Below are 20,665 nucleotides of genomic sequence, written 5' to 3'. Positions count from 1 at the left end.
CCGCCGGGGCGACCGGGCCGGCCGGGGCACCCGGCGTCACGTCCAGGTCCGGTGCCGGCGCCGGCGCCGGCGCGAGTGCCGGTGCAGGCGCCGGCGCGACGGCAGCCCGCTCCCTGAGCGGGAACTGCACGGCGAATCGCGGCAGGAGCGCGCACAACCCCATGCCGGCGAACGCGGCACCCGCCAGCAGCAGCGCGCCGACGAGTCCGTCGACCGCGGCGAAGCCGAGCATCGCCGGCACCGCGGCCAGTGCCGGCAGCGCCGCCCACAGCCAGATCCGGATGCGGGCGCGCAGCGCCGCGGCGAGAAGCAGCCCGCCGGCGACGCCGGTCGCGATCGCCGCAGCGGTCCAGGACGTCGTGTCGTCGGCCCACGTGCCGGCTACGGCCTGGACGTCGAGCCCCACGAACACCAGGCCGAGACCGCCGACCGCCTCGGCGGAGGACTGCAGTCGTCGCCGTGCCAGCAGCCACGCACCGCCGAGGAACACCAGCGTGACCAGCCCGATGATGATGCTGCGCACGGTGCGGTCGGCCAGGTCGGGATTGAAGAAGGTGAACACGATCGCGGCGACGGCGAACAGGCCGGCTCCCGCGGTGGCGAGCACCGACTGCAGGCTCGCGCCGGGGTTCGCCGCCTGCTGCGCCGCGGGGCGCGGAGCCTGGTACGTCGCAGGCGGCGCGCTCAGCGGCTGGGAGAAGTGCGCCGCGGGCGCCGCAGGCGCCGTGTGAACGGGCGGCGGGACGGCGAGCCCGGCAGGCGGCGGGAAGACAGCTTGCCCGGCGGGAGGCACGAAGGCGGGCCCAGCGGGCGGCGGGACGGCGACGGACCGCGGCTCGGACACGGATGCCGCAGCCGCGGCGGGCGTCGCCGCGACCGGTGTCCGCGACGAAGTCGACGCATCCGTCGGCGTCGCGTCACCGCCGCCGATCGCCGCGCCGGCATCCGTCCGCTGCGCGTTCCCTGGCGCGGCATCCGGCACGAGTGCGGGCGTCTGCAGATGCGCCGGCGTGCGGGTCAGCAGCGCGCCGCGCTGCAGGTTCGCGCGGTCGCGCAGCACACGGGCCGCCGCCACGGACGCCGCCCACAGGTCGGCACCGGCACGCCCGGTGAGATCGACGCCGCACAGCGGACAGTGGCCGTCGAGCAGTTGCGCGCTCACGCAGATCGGGCAGGTCGTGGTGTCGAGAAGGTGCTCGGCGGCCTGCTCGCTCCAGACGATGCCGCGCTCGCTCGTGGTGGTCATCGCGTCTCCCCCTGCTGGATCTGGTAGGACGGTAGCGGTTGGCGCGGCAGCCGTGCGGCGCCCTGTGGAGAACTCGACATCACTCCTCCTCCGGCACCCGGCGCAGGATGTCCCCGGGCTGGCAGTCCAGCACCCGGCAGATCGCGTCGAGCGTGGTGAACCGCACCGCCTTGGCCCGCCCGTTCTTCAGCACCGCGACGTTGGCGGGCGTGATGCCGATGGCGTCGGCGAAGTCCTGGACGCTCATCTTCCGCCGGGCCAGCATGACGTCGATGTCGATCGCGATGGGCATCAGACGACCTCGGACAGATCCTGCTCGAGCTGCAGCGCCTTGCGCAGCAGGCCGCGCATGACGCGCACCAGAAGCGTCAGCGCCACGCTCACGGTGACCCCGAGCAGCGCGAGGATCGTGATGCCGGGGTTCGCCGCGCGTGCTGCGAACACGACGGCGTAGCTGACCGCGATCAGCAGCGCGGAGGCCAGCATCGTGATGGCGATCACGTCGACGTAGCGGAACGCGTCGGGGCTGAAGATGCGGTCGGAGCGCACCAGCGTGAGCAGACGGTACACGCACAGCAGCACGACCTCGATCAGCACGAGGAAGAGCACGGCGCCGACGATCCCGGGGACTTCGAGGAAGGCCACGTCGGGGTTCCTCTCCGCCGTGCTCGCGGCGACGCGCGGGATCATGAAGATCTGGGCGACGAGCAGCAGCGCGAGCATGACGACGATCAGTGCCTTCAGGGCGAAGGTGGCACGGGGCTGCATGATGTTCCTATCGATAGACAGTGCATATCTATCGAAAAACGATAGCCGTTGCGACGACGGCAGCGCAATCGCGCCCGTACGATTCCCAGCGTTCGGGGGTGTCAGAGCGTGTCGGGGTCGAACGGCGAGTCCAGCGCCTCGCTCAGCTCGGCGAGCATCGCCTCGATCTGCGGCTCCACGTACTGCGAGATCGCGCCCTGCACGGCGAGCCGGTGCCGCAGCAGGATGCCGCAGATCTCACGCCCGACCATGTTCGCGTACTCGTCTGCGAGCGCCACCTCCTGACGAAGCGCCGCCTTGGCGTCCTCGCTCAGTGGCGGGAGCGGGGGCAGTTCGGCGGCGGCATCGTCGGCCATCCCGGCGACGGTGAACAGGAACGGCGCACCGGGTACGGGGTCGGGGTCAAGCGGCATCCCGTCGTACTCCGGGTCGAGGTCCTCCCCCGGCCGGTAGCTGCGAGACCTGTTCCGGTCCGCCTGCTGATCGAGCTCGCGCTGCAGCATCGGCAGGTTGCGGGCCGTGTACTCGGCCACGGCGCGGTCGACGATCGTCTTGATCCGGGTGGACAGTCCGTGCTGCACGCCGTGCGGCACGTTCCCGCCGATCCCGACGGCGGAGAGCACGGGCGAGCCCAGACAGCGCCGACAGGGCGCGACGCGTCCGCGGTGGGTGGCCGGCTCCCAGCGCGGCACCCAGCGCAACCAGGCCTCCACGGCCTGGTCCACCTGCGTCTCCAGCGAGCGCTCCACGGGACAAGCGTAAGCGGAGGATGCCGCGCAGGCGCGGAACCGCGCGGAATCCGGCTGTCCGGCATCCGAGCAGCCGCGCTCTGCAGGCGGCGGAGCATCCGTCGGACGGCGGCGGAATCCGCCGCGTGTCCGCCGCCATCTGCAGATCCGTCCGCCGGACGCGGGGCTCACTCGTCGCCGGACCGGTCCTCCCAGGGCCACTGCGGCTTCTGTGCCCGGGTGCGGCGCAGGGCGATCCCGATCCACGCGGCGACGACCGCGGCGAGCCCGATCACGAGGGTCGCCCCGCCCGTCACCAGCTGCATCACCGCGGCGGTCGCCGCCGTGACGCCGGCGCCGCCGATCAGCGCCGCCAGCCACACGCCCGCGAGGTGGGCGAGCGCGCTCGCCAGCGCGACGAGGACCGATGCCGGATATGCCGGATGCGGCATCCGCGCCGTCGGCGCGAGCACAACGACGAACACGACGATCGCCGCGAGCATGCCCACGACGCCCGGGTACTGCCCCAGCGCGGGTACGTCGAGGATGTCGACGTCGGCGAAGTAGCTCAGCATGCCCAGTCCGAGGATCGCGAATCCGAGGAACAGGACGGTGGCCAGCACCACCGCCAGGACGGCCGAGACCCCCGCGGCCCGGGGCTCGCGGGGGTCTGACGGCGTCGTGGACGTGATTACCTCGACAGGGTCGGGCCGGCCTCGAGGGTGCGCTCGTACTCGCGCTGCGCCTCGATGTTCAGCTGGGTCTTGCGGGCGCCGGCCCGCGCCACCCAGGCACCGAACCAGATCGTGAGCTCGCGGCCGATGATGAACGCCGCGATCGCCAGCGGCGCGAACAGCTGGTCCTGCATGAGGTCCACACCCTGCTGGGCGGTGAGAGTCCAGAACTGCTCCTGGAACAGCTGGCCGAGCAGGTGTCCGGCCCAGGCCGCGACTCCGACCAGCAGGCCCCAGATGACCCAGTGGCCCCAGCGTCCGCGGTTGATGATCGCTCCGAGCAGCCAGAAGGCGATGAAGAAGACGACGACCGGGGTCCAGAACGACCAGGTGGTCAGCGGGGCGAGCGCCTTGTCACCGATGTTGTCGCCAGTGACGTCGCCGCCGGCTGCGCCGATCGCGAGAGTGACGCCGAGCAGCAGGATCGCGAAGCTGAGAGTGGCGAGCAGACCGATGGCGCCTGCCGTGCCGCGGTTGCCCAGCGGGCGCGGCGGCTCAGGCGCCTGCACGAAGATCGGCTGCGGCTGGGGCGGCGGGGCGTCGACGACAGGCTCGGCCGGCATGACCTGCGTCTCGGCCGCAGCGGCGGCGGCCGCGGTCGCCGTGGCCCCGTAGGCCGCCGTGGCGACGCCATCGGTCGCGGAGTACTCGACCTTCGTCGGGGGCTCGTGGTCATCGGGCACATCGTCGGCAGATGTGGCGAAGGTGCCGGGGAACGACTTCTCCGCCTCGGCGAAGGCCGCCGCGTCGGGGTCGATCGCTGCGGCATCCGCGGCCGTCTCGTCGGCGGTCGCGAAGTCATCCGCAGTCGTGACTGCGGCGTCCGGCGCGTCATCGGTCTTCGGCGACGGAGCGCCTGCTGCAGCGGCCTCGGCGTCGGCGAGTCCGGCCTTGGCGCTGTCCACGACGCCGTCGACGTCGGTGGGCTTCTCGGGCTGGGGAACCTCGGGGTCGCTCATGGTGCCGCCTCTCGTCGGTGGGTTCGCTGCGAGATTAGCGCGCGCCGAACAGAGACCAGCGGAGGCGTGCCGTCGTGTCAGGGCATCGAATTGCGCAGGCCGTCACCGATCAACTGCAGCAGCGCGGGCCCCGCCGGCTGCGCGAACCACAGCAGCACCGCGACCACGCACGCGCAGAAGAACCCTGCGACCCACGCGATCACCCGATTCCGCCCTCCCACCCGAGCGCTCATGCCGCCACCGTACGCCGCGCCTGCGGCATCCGGGCGCCCGACACACCCGCGCCGGTCAACGGAAACGCCTCTGCGCCCGAGACCGACCCGCGGGTGGCGTGTCTCATGCGCAGAGGCGTTTCTCGCCGCGAAGGGCGGATGCCGGGATCAGCCCTTCGTCGCTCCGGCGGTCAGGCCGCCGACGATGTACTTCTGCAGGAAGAGGAACAGGACCATGACGGGGACGGCGGCCATCACGGCCCCCGCCGAGAACGCCGACCAGTCCGCGTAGCGCGGGTTCGACACCAGCTTGGTGAGGCCCACGACGAGCGTCTGCTTGTCGGGGTCGATGAGCATGACGCTGGCGATCACGTACTCGTTCACCGTGCCGATGAACGACAGCAGCGCGACCACCGCGAGGATCGGGGCCACCAGCGGCAGGATCATCGTGAAGAAGATGCGCGCGTGGCCGGCGCCGTCGATGCGCGCGGCCTCGTCGAGCTCCATCGGCAGTGTGTTGAAGAACCCGTACATGAGGTAGGTGTTCACGCCGAGTGCGCCACCGAGGTACACGAGGATCAGGCCGGTGTGCGTGTTCAGCCCGATCGCCGGGAACCAGTCGCCGAGCGTGGACATCAGCAGGAAGATCGCCACCACAGCGAGCAGCTGCGGGAACATCTGCACCACGACGATGGTCACCAGGCCCACGCGGCGACCCGCGAAGCGCATGCGCGAGAAGGCATACGCCGCGAGCGCGCCGAGGAAGACCGTCACGAAGCCGGTGACCGTCGCGATGACGAGCGTGTTCCAGAACCACAGCGGATACGGGTTCTTCGGGTCGGTGAGGATGCGCACGTAACTGTCGAAGCCGATCGCCGAGAACAGCTGGTTCGAACCGGTCAGCGTGCCCTTCGGGTTCAGCGATGCCGAGAGCACGTAGAGCAGCGGGAAGATCGCGAACGCGCTCACGACGATGGCGACGACATGCCGCCAGCCGGTGTCGGCGAACCACTTGCCGAAGGAGCGGCGGGATGCGGAGACTGCAGTGCTCATGGTCAGTTCAGCTCCTCGAGGGCCTTGGTCTTGCGGAAGCTCACGATCGAGATCACCGCGACGACGATGAAGATCAGGATGGTGAACGCCGAGGCCAGGCCGTAGTCGCGGGTCTGCCCGGTGAAGGCCACCTTGTAGACCATCGAGATCAGGATGTCGGTGTGCCCGACCGGGATCGCCACGTCCGTGAAGCGCGGACCGCCGCCGGTGAGCATGTAGATCAGGTTGAAGTTGTTGAAGTTGAAAGCGAACGACGAGATCAGCAGCGGCGCCACGGTGACGAGCAGCAGCGGCAGCTTGATACGCCGGAAGATCTGCCACGGATTGGCGCCGTCCATCGCGGCGGCCTCGTTCACGTCCTCCGGGATGCCCTGCAGGGCGCCCATGCAGACCAGGAACATGTACGGGAAGCCCAGCCACAGGTTCACGATCAGCACCGACACCTTCGCGAGCGTCGGGTCGGTGAGCCACGGGATGGACGCCCCACCGAAGATCACCTGGTTGATGAAGCCGAAGCTCTCGTTCATCATGCCCGCCCACACCAGCGCCGACAGGAACGCCGGGAAGGCGTAGGGCAGGATCAGCAGAATGCGGTAGCCGTTGCGGAAGCGCATCCGGCTGTTGTTGAACACCAGTGCCAGCAGCAGGCCGAGGAAGAACGTGGATGCCACGGAGATGAGGGCGAACACGAAGGTCCAGATCGTCACCGAGATCAGCGGCCCGCGGATCGAGGCATCCGTGATCGCGCGGACGAAGTTGTCGAAGCCGACGGTGATCTGCCAGCCGGGCATCAGCTGGTCGCCGTCCTCGGCGGTGAACGCTCCCACTCCGGTGTCGCTGTAGACCACACCGGTGCGGGTGTCGGTCATGGTGTCGGCGTCTGCGTCGTAGACCAGTGTCGAGATGTAGAGGTAGCCGTTCTGGCCGTCCGGCGTGCGGATGGCGCCGTCGTTGGGATCCTCGCTGAACGGCACCGAGAGCTTCTCGATCTCGCTCGAGCGGGAGATGACCTGAGCGAAGGAGAGTGTGGTCCAGCCGTCGACCGCGACGGCCTTACCACCCTCGACGGTCGCGTCAGGAGCATCCTGCAGCGGCTGGTCGTTGGTGCCGACGCTCGCGTCGCCGTCCTCGGGGTCGGTGACCAGCAGGCCGAGCGTGCCGAGCCGCTCGACGACGGTGACCGGGTAGGTGGGCGAGTCCTCGACGCGCTCCTGGGCGGAGGCCATCAGCGACGAGATCGCCTGCTCCTTGCTGCCGTTGTGCCCGGTGCCGTAGTTGGTGAAGCCGATGTACCCGGTGTACAGCAGCGTGAACACCTGGAAGAGGATGAGGAAGATCACCCCGGGCGTGAGGTACTTCGCCGCGATGCGCTTGCGGCTGAAGTAGATCCAGTTGACCAGCACCGCGACGACGACCACGACGCCGAGCACCAGCCATTCCTGGTGCGAGACCAGGACGAACGCCGCGTAGAGCGCGATCGCGTCGACGATCGCCAGCAGCAGGATCTTCAGCAGCATCCAGCGGATGCTGCCGGATGCCGCTTCGGCGATCCGCGCGGCCTGGCGCTGCTTCTTCGTGGGAGGCGCCTGCGGCGTCTCCCGCTCGATGGTCTGGCTCATGCCTGGTCCCCTCATGCACGACCGCCGGGGCGGAGCGGACGCCCCGCCCCGGCAGAGGTGGACTTTCTTACTTGATTGCAGCCGTCACGTCGTCGACAAGCTTCTGCCACGTCGTCTTCGGGTCGGCGCCGTTGATGATCGCAGCCTCGGCGATGCCCCAGTACTGCCACACGGAACCCATCGCGGGGATCGCGGGCATCGGCACGGCGTCGCCGCCGACCTTCTGGAAGCCCGCGACGATCGGGTCGGATGCCGCTTCGTCGGCTGCCGCGGTCAGAGCGGGGAGGATGTTGCCGGCCTTGAACAGCTCGAGCTGGACGTCCTCGGTGCCGATGTAGTTGACCAGGAAGTCGTTCGCGGCGACCTTGTTCTTGGACTCGGCGCTGATGAAGAAGCCCTTCACGCCGGCGAACGGCGAGGCGACCTCGGAGGTCGGGCTGGGGACCTGGTCGATCGCGAGGTTGATGCCGGCGTCCTTCGCGGCGCTGACGTTCCACGGGCCGGTCAGCCAGAAGGCCGCCTTACCGTCGATGAACTGCTGCTTGGCGATCTCACCGTCGATGTCGGTGTTCAGCGTGCCGGCCTTGCCCTGGGCGGACAGCCAGTTCGCGAATTCGAAGCCGCCGTCGCTGCCGAGCTGCAGGTCGGTCGGGTCGTAGGAGCCCTTGTCGTCAGTGCCGAACACCGGGGCGCCGAACGCGGTCTGGAACGGGTACAGGTGGTAAGGGTTGCCGTCCTTGCCCTGCTCGACGACGAACGGCTGCTCGAGGCCGGCGGCCTTGCCCTTGGCGATCATGTCGTCGAAGCTGGTCGCCGGCTCCTTGACGATGTCGGCGTTACGCAGCACGGCGATGTTCTCGACCGCGTAGGGGAGCATGTAGGTCGTGCCCTCGTAGGTCGACGCCTGCAGTGCGACGGGCAGGTAGTCGTCGGCCGAGTCTCCGAGCTCGATCGGTGCGACGACGCCGTTCGTCGAGAGCTCGCCGAGCCAGTCGTGCGCGCCCATGGTGATGTCCGGGCCCTTGCCGGTCGGCACCTGCTGGATGTAGTCGTCCTTGATGGTGTCGACGTCCTTGCCGACGATGTCGACCTCGATGCCGGTCTTCTTCTCGTAGGCGGTCGCGGCCGGCTTCACTGCGTCGACGCGCTCGGCGTCGACCCAGACAGTGAGCTTGCCGCTCTTCGCGCCCGCGTCCGAGCTCTTGTCGTCCGTGGATCCGCTGCTGCAGCCGGCGAGCGCCAGCGAGGTCAGAACGGTGATCGCGCCGAAGGCCGCGATGCTCCTCTTGTTCACCTTCATTGGTGGTGTGCCTCTCTCGATGCGTGGGGCCTGCAAAACTGCAAGCGCTTACAGTATGCATGGAAGAGCCGTCGTGCGCAACACGCCCGGAGAGGGCGATACGGAGCTGTGACCTTGCAGGAAGGGCATCGCCTTTCATGGAAGCGCTTCCAGATCGGATGCGGTAAAGCCGCACTCGTTACACTGGGCGGCATGGCTGACTCTTCATTCGACATCGTCTCCAAGGTGGATCACCAGGAGGCCGAAAACGCCGTGAACCAGGCCCGCAAGGAGATCGAGCAGCGCTACGACTTCAAGGGCACCGACGCCTCGGTCGCGTGGAGCGGCGAGCAGATCCTCATCAAGGCGAACGCCGAGGAGCGAGCGAAGGCCGTCCTCGACGTGCTGCAGTCGAAGCTCATCAAGCGCGGCATCTCGCTGAAGAGCCTCGACTCGGGCGAGCCGTTCGCCAGCGGCAAGGAGTACCGCATCGTCTCCTCGCTCAAGGACGGCATCTCCAGCGAGAACGCCAAGAAGATCAGCAAGATCATCCGTGACGAGGGTCCCAAGGGCGTGAAGAGCCAGATCCAGGGCGACGAACTGCGCGTGCAGTCCAAGAGCCGCGACGATCTGCAGGCCGTCATCGCGCTGCTCAAGGGCAGCGACCTCGACATCGACCTGCAGTTCGTCAATTACCGCTGATCGCGCGCTCCCGCGCCCGGCGCCCGCACTCGATTCGGGTTCCTCCGGGCGTTCGGTGCGCGTACCGTCGGAGCATGGGCGCTCTCATCTACGACGACTCCGACCGCCCGATCTTCATCGAGGACCGGGCACTCGCGCACCTGAAGGTGGTGATCGCCACCAAGCTGCGACGGCAGGAGAGCTTCACACTGAGCTGGCGACATCCGGACGGCGAACCTGTCGGCAGGACGACGATCTGGCTGCATCCCTCGATACCGCTGCGTTTCACCTTCGACGAGCCGGAACCACCGGACCTCAACGCCGACTGGATCGAGCGTCTGATGCACTCCGCCAACGCGACAGGCGGGATCCAGCTCGTCGACGAGATCGAGGAGCAGCCCGAGACGACCGCGTAGCGCGCGGTCCGGGATCACCGGATCAGGCCCGGGTCGCCGCGTTCCAGCCGGTGACCCATTGCGCCAGACGCGCATACGCGTCCTCCCTCGCCTCGTGGCGCGACAGGAAGACATCGTGGAGGGCGCCGTCGATGCGGGCCACGGTCACCGAGGGGCCGAGCTTCAGCGCGGCTCGGGCGATGTCATCGACCCAGAGCACCGTGTCGGCGCGGGTGAGGTCCTCCGACCAGGCGGTCGGCATCGCCGTGCGCGCCGACAGCAGGACGAGCACCGGGGCGTCGATCTGCACGCCTGCCGCGATCTGGCGGTGTCCGGTGAGGATCGCGTTGAGCCAACCGGCGTACACGGTCATCGTCTGCTCCGGCCGCCAGTCCAGGTTCACATCCATCGGATCGTCCGGATCGGCGACCGCATTCTGCGCGCGGGTGTAGAACCCGAGATCCACCTGCGGCGCCTTCTCCAACGGCCAGTACTTCGCCTGCATCCCCACCAGCGGAGCGATCGTCTCACGCTGGAAGCGGGGCAGCTGGAACTCCAGCCAAGGGCTGTTCAGCACCATCCCTGCAGCCTCGCCCTGATGCCGATCGGCCCACAGGCTGAGGATCAGGCCCCCGGTCGAATGCCCGAAGAGCATGAGGCGTCGCGGCCCGGCATCCTGCCCTTCCCTGATCACTGCGAGCGCTGCGGCGATGTCCTCGTCGTAGGTCGCGAGGTCGTCGATGTAGCCGGGCGTCTGGCCGGGCCGCAGGCTGCGGCCGTACTTGCGCAGATCGAGCGCGAAGAAGCGCGCGCCGCGCGCGGTCCAGAACCGGGCCAGGCGCTTCTGGAAGAAGTAGTCCGACCAGCCGTGCACGTACAGCACGTCGACGTCACCCAGCGGCGGCATCGGCGCAGGTGCCGGCCGGACGCCGCGCAGCCGCTGCCAGAACGTCGGCGCGGGAGCCGGCTCCGGCGCGGGCGGCAGCGCGCGCACAATCGTCGCGACGACCTCGCCCTCGTCGTCCTGACCGAGCGGCAGCGTCTGCTGGAAGAACTCGTCGCCCAGAACGTCCGGTGTCCACTCCCCCATGGGGTCAGACTAGTCGCGCGAGACGCGGACCATCTCGTCGCGGGGGACGACCTTGATGCGGGCGCGCCCCTCGGGCTCGCCCAGCGCGATCTCGTGGGCGTCGAGGCGGTGCCAGCCGTCCAGGTCGGTCCACAGCACCCCGCGCTCCTGCAGCAGGGCGGGGATCGCCTCTTCCTCGGGCTGCTCGGGACGCCACCACGAGCCCTGGTCGTTGATCAGGTGCCGCACGGTCTCCATCGCGTCCGACTTGGTGTGACCGATCAGGCCCACGGGGCCGCGCTTGATCCACCCGGTGGCGTAGATGCCGGGCACGCGCTGGTTCGACTTGGTCTCCAGCACCTGGCCCTCGCGGTTCGGGATGACGCCGTGCTTCTTGTCGAAGGGCACATCCGGCAGCGGCGACCCGAAGTAGCCGATCGCGCGGTACAGCGCCTGCATCGGGATCTCGCGCATCTCGCCGGTGCCCACCGCTCCGCCTGCGCCATCCGACTTCGTGCGCTCGTAGACCAGCGCTGCGACGCGGCCCTGCTCGTCCTTGCGCACCTCGACGGGCTTGGCCCAGAAGTGCAGGTGCAGTCGGCGCGACGCCGTGCCGCCGGCGTTGTTCACGGAGTCGAGCTTGCGCCAGGACTGCAGCACGCGGTCGATCACCATGACCTGCTTGTTGCTGGCGACGGCATCCTTCGACGCCTCGTCGTAGTCGAAGTCCTCGTCGTAGACGACCATGTCGACGTCGCGCAGTTCGCCGAGCTCGCGCAGCTCGAGCGGCGTGAACTTCACCTGGGCGGGACCGCGGCGTCCGAACACGTGCACGTCGGTGACGGCGCTGTTCTTCATGCCCTCGTAGACGTTGCGCGGGACCTCGGTGACCAGCAGGTCCTCGGCGTGCTTGGCGAGCATGCGCGAGACGTCGAGCGCGACGTTGCCGTTGCCGATGACGCCGACGGATGCCGCATCCAGCGGCCACTCGCGCGGCACGTCGGGGTGCCCGTCGAACCAGCTCACGTAGTCGGCGGCGCCGTACGAGCCGAGCGCGTCGATGCCGGGGATGTCGAGCGAGGTGTCGCGCACCGCTCCGGTTGCGAAGATCACCGCGTTGTAGTGCCGCTTCAGGTCGTCGAGGGTGATGTCCTCGCCGAAGCGCACGTTGCCGAACAGGCGGATGTCGCCACGGTCGAGCACGTCGCGCAGGGCGTTGATGATCCCCTTGATGCGCGGGTGGTCGGGGGCGACGCCGTAGCGCACCAGGCCGTACGGGGCGGGCAGCTGCTCGAACAGGTCGATCGACACGTCGAACTTCCGCTCCGCCTTCAGCAGGAGGTCGGCGGCGTAGATGCCTGCCGGGCCTGCGCCGACGATAGCCAGCCTGAGCTTGGTCATGAGGATCCTTCCGTGAGGTCGGTGCGGAGTTCGAAGAGCCGGATGCCGCTCAGCGCGAGCGTTCCGCGAGGCTCTCCGCGAATCGGGTGAGCGCGTCCCGCACCGGGCCCTTGGGCAGGACGGCGAGCTGGGCGATCGCCTCGTCGGTCCAGGACTGCGCGAGAGCGAGGGTGCGCTGGGTGGCCGCGTGGTCGCGCAGTTCTGCGAGCGGGCCGTCGAGCAGCGACGGGTCCTCCCCCTCGGCGATCCGGGCGACGCCTTCATCGATGCGCTGTGCGAGGTCACCCGCGTCGTCCTGCTTCAGCAGCAGATACGGCATCGTCGGAACACCGGCGCGCAGGTCGGTGCCCGGCACCTTCCCGGTGTCCGCCGGGTTGGCGGAGAGGTCGATCACGTCGTCGAGCAGCTGGAACGCGACGCCGATCTTCTCACCGAAGACGCGCATCGGCTCCTCGTACTCGGCCGGGGCGTTCGAGAAGATCACACCGCCCTGCGTGGCGGCGGCGATCAGCGAGCCGGTCTTGTCGGAGAGCACCTGGATGTAGAACTCGATCGGATCGTCGCCCGGCTGCGCGCCGACGGTCTCGTGCAGCTGGCCGAGCACGAGCCGCTCGAAGGTGTCGGACTGCAGCCTGATGGCACGGTCGCCGTGGTGCGACATGAGCTGGCTGGCACGGGAGAACAGGATGTCGCCGGTGAGGATGGCGACGTTGTTGCCCCATACCTCGTGCGCGGCGGCCACGCCGCGGCGCTTGTCCGCACCGTCCATGACGTCGTCGTGGTACAGCGAGCCGAGGTGCGTGAGCTCGAGCGCCTTGGCGATGTCGATCACGGCCGGGATGTTGCCGTCGCCCAGCTGCGCGGTCAGCAGCGTCAGGATGGGGCGGATGCGCTTGCCGCCGGCCTCGTAGAGGTAGCGGCTGGCGGCATCGGCGACGGAGTCCGTGGCCTTGAGATCCTCCGCGAGCCCGGATTCCACGAGCTCCAGGCCGGCCTCGACCTCACGCGAAAGACGGCGCGCCGAAGGGCCGAGGAACACGCGGTCGCTGAAGCCCAGCAGGCTCGCAAGGCGCGTGCCCGGGGCGTCGGGGCTCGAAGTCACGGAGACCAGCCTACCCGTGGTCAGGCGACCGGCTTGCGAGCGCGGTGCAGCGCCACGATCCCGAAGGACAGGTTGCGCCAGGCCACGTCGATCCACCCCGCCTCTCGCAGCCACGCCGCGAGCGTCTTCTGGTCGGGCCACTCCCTGATCGACTCGTTCAGGTAGTCGTAGGCCTCGCCGTTCGTGCCGGCGACGCGTGCCACCCGCGGCAGCACCTGCGAGTTGTAGAACCCGAAGAACGCGCGGAAGATCGGCGACGGCGGCGTGGAGAACTCGTTGATCACCAGGCGACCGCCGGGCTTGGTCACACGGAACAGTTCCGCGATCGCCTTCTTCGGGTCCTGCACGTTGCGCAGGCTGTACGACATGGTCACGGCGTCGAACTCCGCGTCGCCGAAGGGCAGGTCCGTGGCATCCGCCTGGACGAAGCTGAGGTTGGGCAGGTCGCCGTGCCGGCGCCGTCCCTCTTCCAGCATCCCCGGCGAGAAGTCGGCAGCGACGACGTCGGCACCGCTTGCGGCGAGGGAGGCCGAGGAGGATGCTGTGCCGGCGCCGAGGTCGAGGATGCGCTCGCCCCTGCGGGGCGCGACGGCCCTGGTGGTCGCGGCGCGCCAGAGCGCATCGTTGCCGACGGTCATCACCGTGTTGGTGCGGTCGTAGCCGGCGGCGACCTGATCGAACATCCCGCTGACGCGGGCCGGGTCCTTGCCGAGGTCGGCGCGGTTGGGCTCTGCGGTCATCCCTCGATCCTACGTGTCAGCGGCTCCGCAATAGACTCGGCCGAGTGAGTGCACAGCGTCCTGAACCCGGCCAGACGATGATCTTCCAGTGGCGCAAGTGGGACGGCTCGCCGCACTGGGGAGGCGAGGGCGTGTACCTGGGTGCGGACCAGTGGGGCGACTGGACCGGACAGCCGGTGGGCTGGATGAGCCGTCGCCCGGGGAAGTCGTTCGTCGCCGAGAGCCCGAACGTGACGCTCGTTCCGCGGGTCAACCCCGCGCAGAAGGTGCTGCTGCTGCCCGCCGACGCCGGCGACTACGCACTCACCGTGCACCGGGGTCATCCGCGCGCGATGCGCATCTACATCGACCTCGCCTGGGACGTGCGCTGGTCGGACGACGACCCGTTCGTCGCGACGGCGATCGACATGGACCTCGACGTCGTGCGGCACCTCGACGAGCGCGGCACCCGCATCGTGGACCAGGACGAGTGGGAGGAGCACAGCGCGCGGTTCGGCTACCCGGCCGACATCATGGCGCACCTCGAGGCCCGTGCGTCCGAGCTCGAGACCCTGGTGCGCGCACAGCGGGCGCCCTTCGACGACGCGACCGCGGATGCCTGGTTGGACCGCCTCGTGGCCCTGGGGCTGGACCGGCCGCTGCCGGCAGAAAGCTAGGCTGATCGGGTGACTACCCGACTGGTCGTGGAGACCCGAGAGATCGATCCGGTCGAAGACCCCCTGGCGTATGCAGACCCCGATGAGCCGCTCGCCTGGCTGCGCCGCGGTGACGGCATCGTCGCGGCCGGAGGCCGGCACCAGGTCGTCATCCGCGTACCCGCCGGTGAAGGGCTGAGCCGTGCAGCGCTGATGGCAGAGGCGTGGCGCGAACTGGCCGCCGCGGCCGAGATCGACGACCAGGTCGGCCTGCCGGGCACCGGACTGGTGGGCTTCAGCACCCTCACCTTCGACGAGGGCTCCGCTCGCGACGCTGTGCTGATCGTGCCGGAGACGATCGTCGGCCGCCGAGACGGGCGCGGCTGGATCACCCGCATCCGCGGCGCGGAGGAGGACGTCCCCGCTGACGTCGCACCGCGCGAGTACGGGCCGCACTGGGCCGGCACCCTCGGCCCGGGCGCGCAGTCGCCGGAGGGCTATCAGGACTCGGTGCGCCGCGCCGTCGCCGAGATCACCGCCGGCGACTACGAGAAGGTCGTGCTGGCCCGCGATCTCACCGGCAGCGTTCCCGCGGGATCCGATCTGCGCCGGCTCGTGCGGGCGCTCGCGACCGGATACCCGGACACCTGGACCTACGCCGTCGACGGATTCATCGGAGCCTGTCCGGAGACTCTCGTGACCGTGCAGGGCGGCACCGTGACCGCCCGGGTGCTCGCCGGCACGATCGGCCGCGGCGCCGACGCGGATGCCGACACCGCTGCATCCGCTTACCTGGCCTCCAGCACGAAGGACCTCGACGAGCACGAGTACGCGGTGCAGAGCCTGCTCGCCTCCCTTCGGCCGCATGTGCGCGCCCTCGCAGCCGCCGAGCAGCCGTTCATCCTGAAGCTGCCGAACCTGTTCCACCTGGCGACCGACGTCGAGGCCGAGCTGTCCGACGGTGCCTCCGCGCTCGACCTGGTCGGCGTGCTGCATCCGACCGCCGCTGTCGGCGGCACGCCGACGGATGTCGCGGTGCAGGCGATCCGCCGCCTGGAGCCCTTCGACCGCGGCCGGTACGCCGGGCCCGTGGGGTGGGTCGATGCCGCGGGCAACGGCGAATGGGCTGTCGCGCTGCGCTGCGCGCAGTTCGGCGGCGGCGAGGCCGGCCAGGTCGCGGACGACACGATCCCGGTGACCGCGTATGCCGGCGCCGGCATCGTGGCCGGCAGCGACCCCGAGACCGAGCTGCTCGAGACGCGGGTGAAGTTCCGCCCGATCGTCGACGCGCTGGCCTGACTCAGCTCGCCGCGAGGCGCTTCTTCTCGGCCTCCACATCGAAGTCGGCGGCCGGCCACTGCGGGTCGATGCCCTCGAGCGCGGAGATCAGCAGCTCCTGCACGGCCAGCCGCGCGTACCACTTGTGGTTCGCCGGGACGACGTGCCACGGCGCATCCGTCGTCGAGGTGCGGTCGAAGACGGTCTGATACGCCTGCATGTAGTCGTCCCACAGCATCCGCTCGTCGACGTCGCCCGGGTTGTACTTCCAGTGCTTGTCGGGGCGGTCGAGCCGCTCCATGAGCCGCGCCTTCTGCTCGTCGCGCGAGATGTGCAGCATCACTTTCACGAGACGGATGCCGGATGCCGCGACCTTCTGCTCGAACTCGCGGATCGCGCCGTACCGGCGTTCGATCTCGTCCGCTGACGCCAGCGCGCGCACCCGGCCGATGAGCACATCCTCGTAGTGGGAACGGTCGAAGACCCCGATGAACCCGCGCTGGGGCAGTCGCTTCTCGACGCGCCAGAGGAAGTCGTGCGCGCGCTCCTCATCGGTGGGCGCCTTGAACGCAGCGAGCTCCACACCCTGCGGGTCGACCCCGCCCACGACGTGCCGCACGATGCCGCCCTTGCCCGCGGAATCCATCGCCTGGAGGACCAGCAGCACGGCATCCGTGTCGTCGCCGACGCGGCTGGCCGCGTAGAGCCGCTCCTGCAGATCTCCGAGCAGTTCGCGGCGCTTCGCGAGCTCCTTCTCGCCGTGCGACTTCCCGTGCGGGAACCCCGGCGTCGAGTCCGCATCGACGTCGGCGAGACGGAATCCCTCCTCCACGCGCAGGGTGTCGGACGGGTGCTCGTGCCAGACATGCTTCGTCATGCGAACATCCTGCCGCACGCGGCGCCCCTTCCCCTGCTCCGGGGAGAAACGCCCGCCCGACAGCTCCGGTCTCAAAGGATGCGGGTGCCGGCCCCGTCTCGCACCCGCAACGAGCGAGACCGGAACGGGGAGAACGGCCGCTCAGAGCGTGCCGAGCGCGTCGCGCGGTGCGGCGTCGGCGGCGAGGGTGTCCAGCACAGTCAGCAGCTGTCGCTCCTCGTACCGGAAGTGGCTCTCCATGATCGCGCCGAGACCGTCGAGGTGACGGGCGAGGTCAGCCGGAGCGGCATCCGATTCGACGGCCGACTGCAGGCCCTCGATCAGGTGCGCCATCATCGCGTGGTCCTGCTCGAGCTTGCGCAGCGTCGGAGCCAGGTCGGGGTGCTCCCGCTCGATCGCGGGGAACAGCGATCGGTCCTGACCACGGTGGTGCGAGTCGAGCGCGCTGCAGAATCCCCGGCAGTACAGCAGCAGGTCGCGGGCCGCCGGCGCCGTCTGCTCGCCTGCGGCGAGCGCCTCCCCGGTCACCCGCAGAGCCTCACGCAGCCTCCCGTGCACGCGCCGGAGCTCGTCGCTCCAGGCCGTGAATCGTTCGGCGTCGCTCATCGTCGCTCCAAGGGCACTTCGATCAGCTGCGGCCCGGTCACCGGCGAGGTGAGCGCCTGGTCGAGCGCGGAACGGGTCGACACCCGCTGGTACTCCCAGCCATAAGCCGCCGCGAGGTCGGCGAACCGTGCGGCGTGCGGCGTGTAGAACGCCCTGTCCAGGTCGTTCTGCGGGGCGGATGCCGCGACCTCGAGCCCGTCGAAGATCGTGCCGCCGCCGTCGTTGCCGACAACCACCTGGATGCGGGGAGCCCTCTCGCCCGCCGGCAGCAGCAGCGCGCCGACGTCGTGCAGTGCAGCGAGGTCGCCGAGCAGCACGCGCGTGACGCCGAGGGCGCCGTCGCCCTGGCTGGCGACGGCGATGCCGATCGCGGTCGCGATCGTGCCGTCGATGCCGGCCAGGCCGCGGTTCGCGTGCACCGGCACCTTCTTGCCGCCGAGCACCTGATCGGCGACGCGCACCAGCCGCGACGAACCGAAGACGAGCCGGTCGTGCGGCCAGGTCGCGCGCCAGACGGCGTCGGCGAGCAGCGCACGATCCACTGGCCTGCGCACGGCGTCGAGTTCCGCCCGTACCGCCTCGGCCCGCGCGAGCGGGTCCTTCGAACTCAGTCCGTCCTGGTCGGGGGCCGCCTCGGAGAGGTCGATCGCGGCGGCCTGCGAGGCGATCATCCACGCACCGAGCCACTGGCGATCGGTCTCGCCCGCTTCTACGGTCACGGCGGACGCCGCCGTGGTGCGCGCGTTCAAGTCGAGCGGCTCTCCCCCGCCGCGCACGGCGATCACCTCGACATCGCGGCGGGAGAGCAACGCGGTCACCTCGCGGCTGAGGGTCGGATGCCCGAACACGACGGCCCGTTCGACGCGACCGCCGAGCCGTTCATCGCGGAGCAGTCCGCGGTAGTCGTGCACCAGCTGGCGTCCGAACCGGGAACCGCTGACGATCTCGGCGATGAGCGGCCAGCCGCCGGCGTGAGCGATCTCCTCGGCGTCGGCACCGGCATCCGCTCCGGCGATCACGACGGTGCGCGGCCCGCGTGCGAGCAGGAGCGGATCGGATGCCGGGGGGCTCGGCGCGGGTCCGGGAACGGCAGTGACCTCGGTCGCGGCCGAGAGCGGCTCGCGGGCGGGAAGGTTCAGGTGCACGGGGCCGGCGACGCCGGGAACGCCCTCGCCCGTGAGGCCGAGGGCCGCTTCGACCGCCTGGACGCCGAGTCCGGACCAGGCTGTCGCGGCATCCGCGGTCGGACCCCACAGTCCATCCGCGTGGTGGGCGGCGTGTCGGTCCCCGCCGCGCTGTGCCGCGCGCGCCTCGTCCGTGACATCCGACACCGGGGCCGTGCCGGCCATCGGCTCGGCCCCGCTCTCCGCCGTCGGATTCCGCAGGCATTCCGGTGCCCCGACGGCGTGTTCGCCGGCGGCACGCCGGGCGGGAGACATCTCATCCGTGTTCTCCGACACGGGTACCGGCGCCGAGCCCGGCACCGGGGCGTCCACCGTCCAGCGCACGAACGGGCCGAAGATGCCGGTCTGCACGGTCGCCTGATTCGCCCCGACGCCACGCAGCTCGGGCGGCCGGTCGGCCGTCATCAGCAGCAGTGGCACACCGGAGTGGAACGCCTCCATGACCGCAGGAAGCAGGTTGCCGGCCGCGGTGCCCGAGGTGCAGACCACGGCCACCGGCACGCGCGTCTCCCTCGCGATGCCGAGGGCGGTGAATCCGGCTACACGTTCGTCGACCCGCACGTGCACGCGCAGCAGACCGGCTCGGTCGAGGGCCGTCGCCGCCAGCGCGAGCGCCTGCGATCGAGAACCGGGCGAGAGGACGAGATCGCGCACTCCGTGCGCGATGAGGTCGGCGAGCAGATCTCCGGCGGCCGTACTGGCTGGGGAACCCGTCACGACCGCGGGTCCGGGTGATCGCCGTCCTCGTCCAGCTTGGCGAGTTCCTCTTCGAGCTCACGGATGCGGGCGTCCTGCTCCTTGCGGTTGATTCCGCGCAGGAACTCGGCGTCGTCGTCGGGCGCATAGGGTCGCGTGTCGGAGTCGTCCTTGCGCCGCCTGCCGATCGAGAACCAGAGGATGCCGCCGATCACCGGGATGAGCACGACGATCGCCACCCAGGCGCCCTTGCGCACGCCACGGTGCCGCGTCGCCGGCTGCACGGCGCAGTCGACGATGCTGAACACCCAGAACACGACGGCCAGGAAACCGCCGACGATGAGGACCCGCGCCATATGTCCAGTGTAGGCGCGGAATGACGCGCCCAGCCCAGTCCTAAGCGACCCGCCTAAGCTGTTCGGGTGAAGAAGCTCCCACCCCTCCTCGTGTACACCGTGCTGCGTCTGCTGGCGTTCCTGGTGCCGCTGGCGATCCTGTGGTTCTTCTTCCCGATCTTCCGCGAGTTCTGGTGGCTCGCCGCACTTTTCGCCGCACTCATCGGCATGAGCATCTCGCTGCTGTTCCTGCGCACGCCTCTCTCGGCGACGTCCCGTGAGATCTACGAACGCCGCGCAGCCCGCCGGCCGGGCAAGACGACCGACGAGGACGTGGAGGACGGCGAGACGCCCGAGGCCTGAACGAGGAGGAGCGGATGCCGGCCGGCATCCGCTCCTCTCGTCTCTTCGCGTTCAGCGCCTGCGGAACGTGACGTGGATCGTGCCGCTCTCGGCGACCTCGCTCGTCACCTCGCAGCCGGCTTCCAGGCCGCGCAGCTCCTTCCAGAGATTCTCGCCGCGACCGAGGAGGATCGGCGCGATCCCGACGTGCAGCCGGTCGACCAGGCCCGCGGCGAGGAACTGCCGCACCACGTCGACGCCGCCGCCGATCCGCACGTCCCGCCCGCCGGCGGCTTCGGAGGCCCGGCGCAGCGCCTCTTCCGGCGTCGCCTCGAGGAAGTGGAACACCGTGCCGTTGTCGAACGCGATCGAGGGGCGTGACGCGTGGGTGAGCACGAAGACCGGCACCTGGAACGGCGGCTCCTCCCCCCACCAGCCGCGCCAGTCCGGGTCTTCGCCGTGCAGGTGCAGGCCGAACATGCCCGCGCCCATGATCTCGGCGCCGATCCCGTCGAAGTAGGCCGCCGCGTACTTCTCGTCGACGCCCGTCGTGCCGGCACCGGAGGTGTCGCCGAAGATGCGCTCCTGCATGGTGCGGGTGGCGGTGTAGGCGGCGACCAGGCGGCCCCAGTCGTCGCCGAACGGGTTCTCGGGCGTCTGGTCCGTCGTGGTGGCGTAGCCGTCGAGGGAGATGTTCAGGTCGACGTGTACAGTCATGGGTTTCCT

At 69.9% G+C, this 20,665-nt stretch carries 23 protein-coding genes and 1 pseudogene; 5 read left to right on the top strand and 19 right to left on the bottom strand.

Going from position 1 to position 20,665, the window contains the following annotated elements:
* The 10 genes and pseudogenes from DY023_RS17890 to DY023_RS02695 all read right to left on the bottom strand — a co-directional run.
* A pseudogene (locus tag DY023_RS17890) lies at positions 1 to 1,246 on the bottom strand (DUF2157 domain-containing protein); the annotation flags it as partial.
* Positions 1,247 to 1,325: 79 nt separating this feature from the next.
* Positions 1,326 to 1,538, bottom strand: coding sequence for a helix-turn-helix domain-containing protein (locus DY023_RS02730; RefSeq protein ID WP_116240811.1), 213 nt, complete (start codon positions 1,536 to 1,538; stop codon positions 1,326 to 1,328).
* On the bottom strand, positions 1,538 to 2,014 hold the full coding sequence (locus DY023_RS02725) for a DUF2975 domain-containing protein (protein WP_116240810.1): 477 nt from the start codon (positions 2,012 to 2,014) through the stop codon (positions 1,538 to 1,540). Before DY023_RS02725 ends, DY023_RS02730 begins: the two co-directional genes overlap by 1 nt.
* A 101-nt stretch (positions 2,015 to 2,115) precedes the next feature.
* On the bottom strand, positions 2,116 to 2,763 hold the full coding sequence (locus DY023_RS02720) for a spermidine/putrescine ABC transporter substrate-binding protein (RefSeq protein WP_181905695.1): 648 nt from the start codon (positions 2,761 to 2,763) through the stop codon (positions 2,116 to 2,118).
* Between the two features lie 167 nt (positions 2,764 to 2,930).
* Positions 2,931 to 3,365 carry a hypothetical protein gene (locus DY023_RS02715; protein WP_116240820.1) on the bottom strand — a complete coding sequence of 145 codons (435 nt, stop codon included), beginning with the start codon at positions 3,363 to 3,365 and terminating at the stop codon, positions 2,931 to 2,933.
* 68 nt (positions 3,366 to 3,433) lie between these two features.
* Positions 3,434 to 4,435, bottom strand: a complete 1,002-nt coding sequence (locus DY023_RS02710; RefSeq protein WP_116240809.1) for an ABC transporter — start codon at positions 4,433 to 4,435, stop codon at positions 3,434 to 3,436.
* A 77-nt stretch (positions 4,436 to 4,512) separates the two neighbouring features.
* The gene (locus tag DY023_RS17885; RefSeq protein WP_181905694.1) at positions 4,513 to 4,668 is read right to left on the bottom strand and encodes a hypothetical protein; all 156 of its coding nucleotides are present in this window, start codon (positions 4,666 to 4,668) and stop codon (positions 4,513 to 4,515) included.
* A 147-nt stretch (positions 4,669 to 4,815) separates the two neighbouring features.
* Positions 4,816 to 5,700, bottom strand: coding sequence for a sugar ABC transporter permease (locus tag DY023_RS02705; protein WP_116240808.1), 885 nt, complete (start codon positions 5,698 to 5,700; stop codon positions 4,816 to 4,818).
* A gap of 2 nt (positions 5,701 to 5,702) precedes the next feature.
* Positions 5,703 to 7,319 (bottom strand): ABC transporter permease subunit, encoded by a 1,617-nt coding sequence (locus DY023_RS02700; protein WP_116240807.1) that lies wholly within the window; start codon positions 7,317 to 7,319, stop codon positions 5,703 to 5,705.
* 67 nt (positions 7,320 to 7,386) lie between these two features.
* Positions 7,387 to 8,619 carry a sugar ABC transporter substrate-binding protein gene (locus tag DY023_RS02695; RefSeq protein WP_116240806.1) on the bottom strand — a complete coding sequence of 411 codons (1,233 nt, stop codon included), beginning with the start codon at positions 8,617 to 8,619 and terminating at the stop codon, positions 7,387 to 7,389.
* 192 nt (positions 8,620 to 8,811) lie between these two features.
* Here DY023_RS02695 and DY023_RS02690 point away from each other — a divergent pair, with 192 nt between their 5' ends.
* Both DY023_RS02690 and DY023_RS02685 read left to right on the top strand, forming a co-directional pair.
* Positions 8,812 to 9,300, top strand: coding sequence for a YajQ family cyclic di-GMP-binding protein (locus tag DY023_RS02690; protein WP_116240805.1), 489 nt, complete (start codon positions 8,812 to 8,814; stop codon positions 9,298 to 9,300).
* A gap of 74 nt (positions 9,301 to 9,374) precedes the next feature.
* Positions 9,375 to 9,695 carry a DUF7882 family protein gene (locus tag DY023_RS02685; protein ID WP_116240804.1) on the top strand — a complete coding sequence of 107 codons (321 nt, stop codon included), beginning with the start codon at positions 9,375 to 9,377 and terminating at the stop codon, positions 9,693 to 9,695.
* Between the two features lie 22 nt (positions 9,696 to 9,717).
* Here the strand turns inward: DY023_RS02685 and DY023_RS02680 are convergent, their stop codons facing one another.
* The 4 genes from DY023_RS02680 to DY023_RS02665 are packed head-to-tail and all read right to left on the bottom strand — an operon-like array spanning position 9,718 to position 13,986.
* Positions 9,718 to 10,764, bottom strand: a complete 1,047-nt coding sequence (locus DY023_RS02680) for an alpha/beta hydrolase (protein WP_116240803.1) — start codon at positions 10,762 to 10,764, stop codon at positions 9,718 to 9,720.
* A gap of 9 nt (positions 10,765 to 10,773) precedes the next feature.
* Positions 10,774 to 12,144 (bottom strand): FAD-dependent oxidoreductase, encoded by a 1,371-nt coding sequence (locus DY023_RS02675; protein ID WP_116240802.1) that lies wholly within the window; start codon positions 12,142 to 12,144, stop codon positions 10,774 to 10,776.
* A 49-nt stretch (positions 12,145 to 12,193) separates the two neighbouring features.
* Complete coding sequence (locus DY023_RS02670; RefSeq protein WP_116240801.1) at positions 12,194 to 13,246, bottom strand: polyprenyl synthetase family protein; 1,053 nt, start codon at positions 13,244 to 13,246, stop codon at positions 12,194 to 12,196.
* A gap of 20 nt (positions 13,247 to 13,266) precedes the next feature.
* Positions 13,267 to 13,986 carry a class I SAM-dependent methyltransferase gene (locus DY023_RS02665; RefSeq protein WP_116240800.1) on the bottom strand — a complete coding sequence of 240 codons (720 nt, stop codon included), beginning with the start codon at positions 13,984 to 13,986 and terminating at the stop codon, positions 13,267 to 13,269.
* A 44-nt stretch (positions 13,987 to 14,030) separates the two neighbouring features.
* On the opposite strand from DY023_RS02665, the gene DY023_RS02660 reads away from it, so the two are divergent.
* Together DY023_RS02660 and DY023_RS02655 are read left to right on the top strand one after the other, a co-directional pair.
* Positions 14,031 to 14,642, top strand: coding sequence for a DUF402 domain-containing protein (locus DY023_RS02660; protein ID WP_116240799.1), 612 nt, complete (start codon positions 14,031 to 14,033; stop codon positions 14,640 to 14,642).
* A 9-nt stretch (positions 14,643 to 14,651) separates the two neighbouring features.
* Entirely contained in the window at positions 14,652 to 15,920 is a 1,269-nt protein-coding gene (locus DY023_RS02655) for an isochorismate synthase (protein ID WP_116240798.1), read from the top strand.
* Position 15,921: 1 nt separating this feature from the next.
* Here DY023_RS02655 and DY023_RS02650 read toward each other — a convergent pair whose 3' ends face one another.
* From DY023_RS02650 to DY023_RS02635, 4 genes are all read right to left on the bottom strand, one after another.
* Positions 15,922 to 16,776, bottom strand: coding sequence for a polyphosphate kinase 2 family protein (locus tag DY023_RS02650; RefSeq protein WP_116240797.1), 855 nt, complete (start codon positions 16,774 to 16,776; stop codon positions 15,922 to 15,924).
* A 141-nt stretch (positions 16,777 to 16,917) separates the two neighbouring features.
* Positions 16,918 to 17,382 (bottom strand): hemerythrin domain-containing protein, encoded by a 465-nt coding sequence (locus DY023_RS02645; protein ID WP_116240796.1) that lies wholly within the window; start codon positions 17,380 to 17,382, stop codon positions 16,918 to 16,920.
* Complete coding sequence (locus tag DY023_RS02640) at positions 17,379 to 19,283, bottom strand: thiamine pyrophosphate-binding protein (RefSeq protein WP_116240795.1); 1,905 nt, start codon at positions 19,281 to 19,283, stop codon at positions 17,379 to 17,381. The genes DY023_RS02645 and DY023_RS02640 overlap by 4 nt, the downstream gene beginning before the upstream one ends.
* Positions 19,280 to 19,618: a PLD nuclease N-terminal domain-containing protein gene (locus DY023_RS02635; RefSeq protein ID WP_116240794.1), complete on the bottom strand. Its 339-nt coding sequence runs from the start codon at positions 19,616 to 19,618 to the stop codon at positions 19,280 to 19,282. The genes DY023_RS02640 and DY023_RS02635 overlap by 4 nt, the downstream gene beginning before the upstream one ends.
* 66 nt (positions 19,619 to 19,684) lie before the next feature.
* On the opposite strand from DY023_RS02635, the gene DY023_RS02630 reads away from it, so the two are divergent.
* Positions 19,685 to 19,960: a DUF4229 domain-containing protein gene (locus DY023_RS02630; protein ID WP_116240793.1), complete on the top strand. Its 276-nt coding sequence runs from the start codon at positions 19,685 to 19,687 to the stop codon at positions 19,958 to 19,960.
* Between the two features lie 51 nt (positions 19,961 to 20,011).
* On the opposite strand, the gene DY023_RS02625 is transcribed toward DY023_RS02630, so the two are convergent.
* Positions 20,012 to 20,656, bottom strand: coding sequence for a dihydrofolate reductase family protein (locus DY023_RS02625; protein ID WP_116240792.1), 645 nt, complete (start codon positions 20,654 to 20,656; stop codon positions 20,012 to 20,014).
* Positions 20,657 to 20,665: the final 9 nt, after the last annotated feature.

The organism is Microbacterium bovistercoris (assembly GCF_003387575.1).
Lineage (GTDB): Bacteria > Actinomycetota > Actinomycetes > Actinomycetales > Microbacteriaceae > Microbacterium > Microbacterium bovistercoris.
The sequence above is the reverse complement of the archived record's forward strand: the minus strand, read 5'-3'. Positions and strand labels throughout refer to the sequence as shown.

Coding starts and splice junctions, on each gene's coding strand:
- DY023_RS02730 (WP_116240811.1), bottom strand. CDS start 1,538: ATGCCCATCGCGATCGACATCGACGTCATGCTGGCCCGGCGGAAGATG.
- DY023_RS02725 (WP_116240810.1), bottom strand. CDS start 2,014: ATGCAGCCCCGTGCCACCTTCGCCCTGAAGGCACTGATCGTCGTCATG.
- DY023_RS02710 (WP_116240809.1), bottom strand. CDS start 4,435: ATGAGCGACCCCGAGGTTCCCCAGCCCGAGAAGCCCACCGACGTCGAC.
- DY023_RS17885 (WP_181905694.1), bottom strand. CDS start 4,668: ATGAGCGCTCGGGTGGGAGGGCGGAATCGGGTGATCGCGTGGGTCGCA.
- DY023_RS02705 (WP_116240808.1), bottom strand. CDS start 5,700: ATGAGCACTGCAGTCTCCGCATCCCGCCGCTCCTTCGGCAAGTGGTTC.
- DY023_RS02700 (WP_116240807.1), bottom strand. CDS start 7,319: ATGAGCCAGACCATCGAGCGGGAGACGCCGCAGGCGCCTCCCACGAAG.
- DY023_RS02695 (WP_116240806.1), bottom strand. CDS start 8,619: ATGAAGGTGAACAAGAGGAGCATCGCGGCCTTCGGCGCGATCACCGTT.
- DY023_RS02690 (WP_116240805.1), top strand. CDS start 8,812: ATGGCTGACTCTTCATTCGACATCGTCTCCAAGGTGGATCACCAGGAG.
- DY023_RS02685 (WP_116240804.1), top strand. CDS start 9,375: ATGGGCGCTCTCATCTACGACGACTCCGACCGCCCGATCTTCATCGAG.
- DY023_RS02680 (WP_116240803.1), bottom strand. CDS start 10,764: ATGGGGGAGTGGACACCGGACGTTCTGGGCGACGAGTTCTTCCAGCAG.
- DY023_RS02675 (WP_116240802.1), bottom strand. CDS start 12,144: ATGACCAAGCTCAGGCTGGCTATCGTCGGCGCAGGCCCGGCAGGCATC.
- DY023_RS02665 (WP_116240800.1), bottom strand. CDS start 13,986: ATGACCGCAGAGCCCAACCGCGCCGACCTCGGCAAGGACCCGGCCCGC.
- DY023_RS02650 (WP_116240797.1), bottom strand. CDS start 16,776: ATGACGAAGCATGTCTGGCACGAGCACCCGTCCGACACCCTGCGCGTG.
- DY023_RS02645 (WP_116240796.1), bottom strand. CDS start 17,382: ATGAGCGACGCCGAACGATTCACGGCCTGGAGCGACGAGCTCCGGCGC.
- DY023_RS02635 (WP_116240794.1), bottom strand. CDS start 19,618: ATGGCGCGGGTCCTCATCGTCGGCGGTTTCCTGGCCGTCGTGTTCTGG.
- DY023_RS02625 (WP_116240792.1), bottom strand. CDS start 20,656: ATGACTGTACACGTCGACCTGAACATCTCCCTCGACGGCTACGCCACC.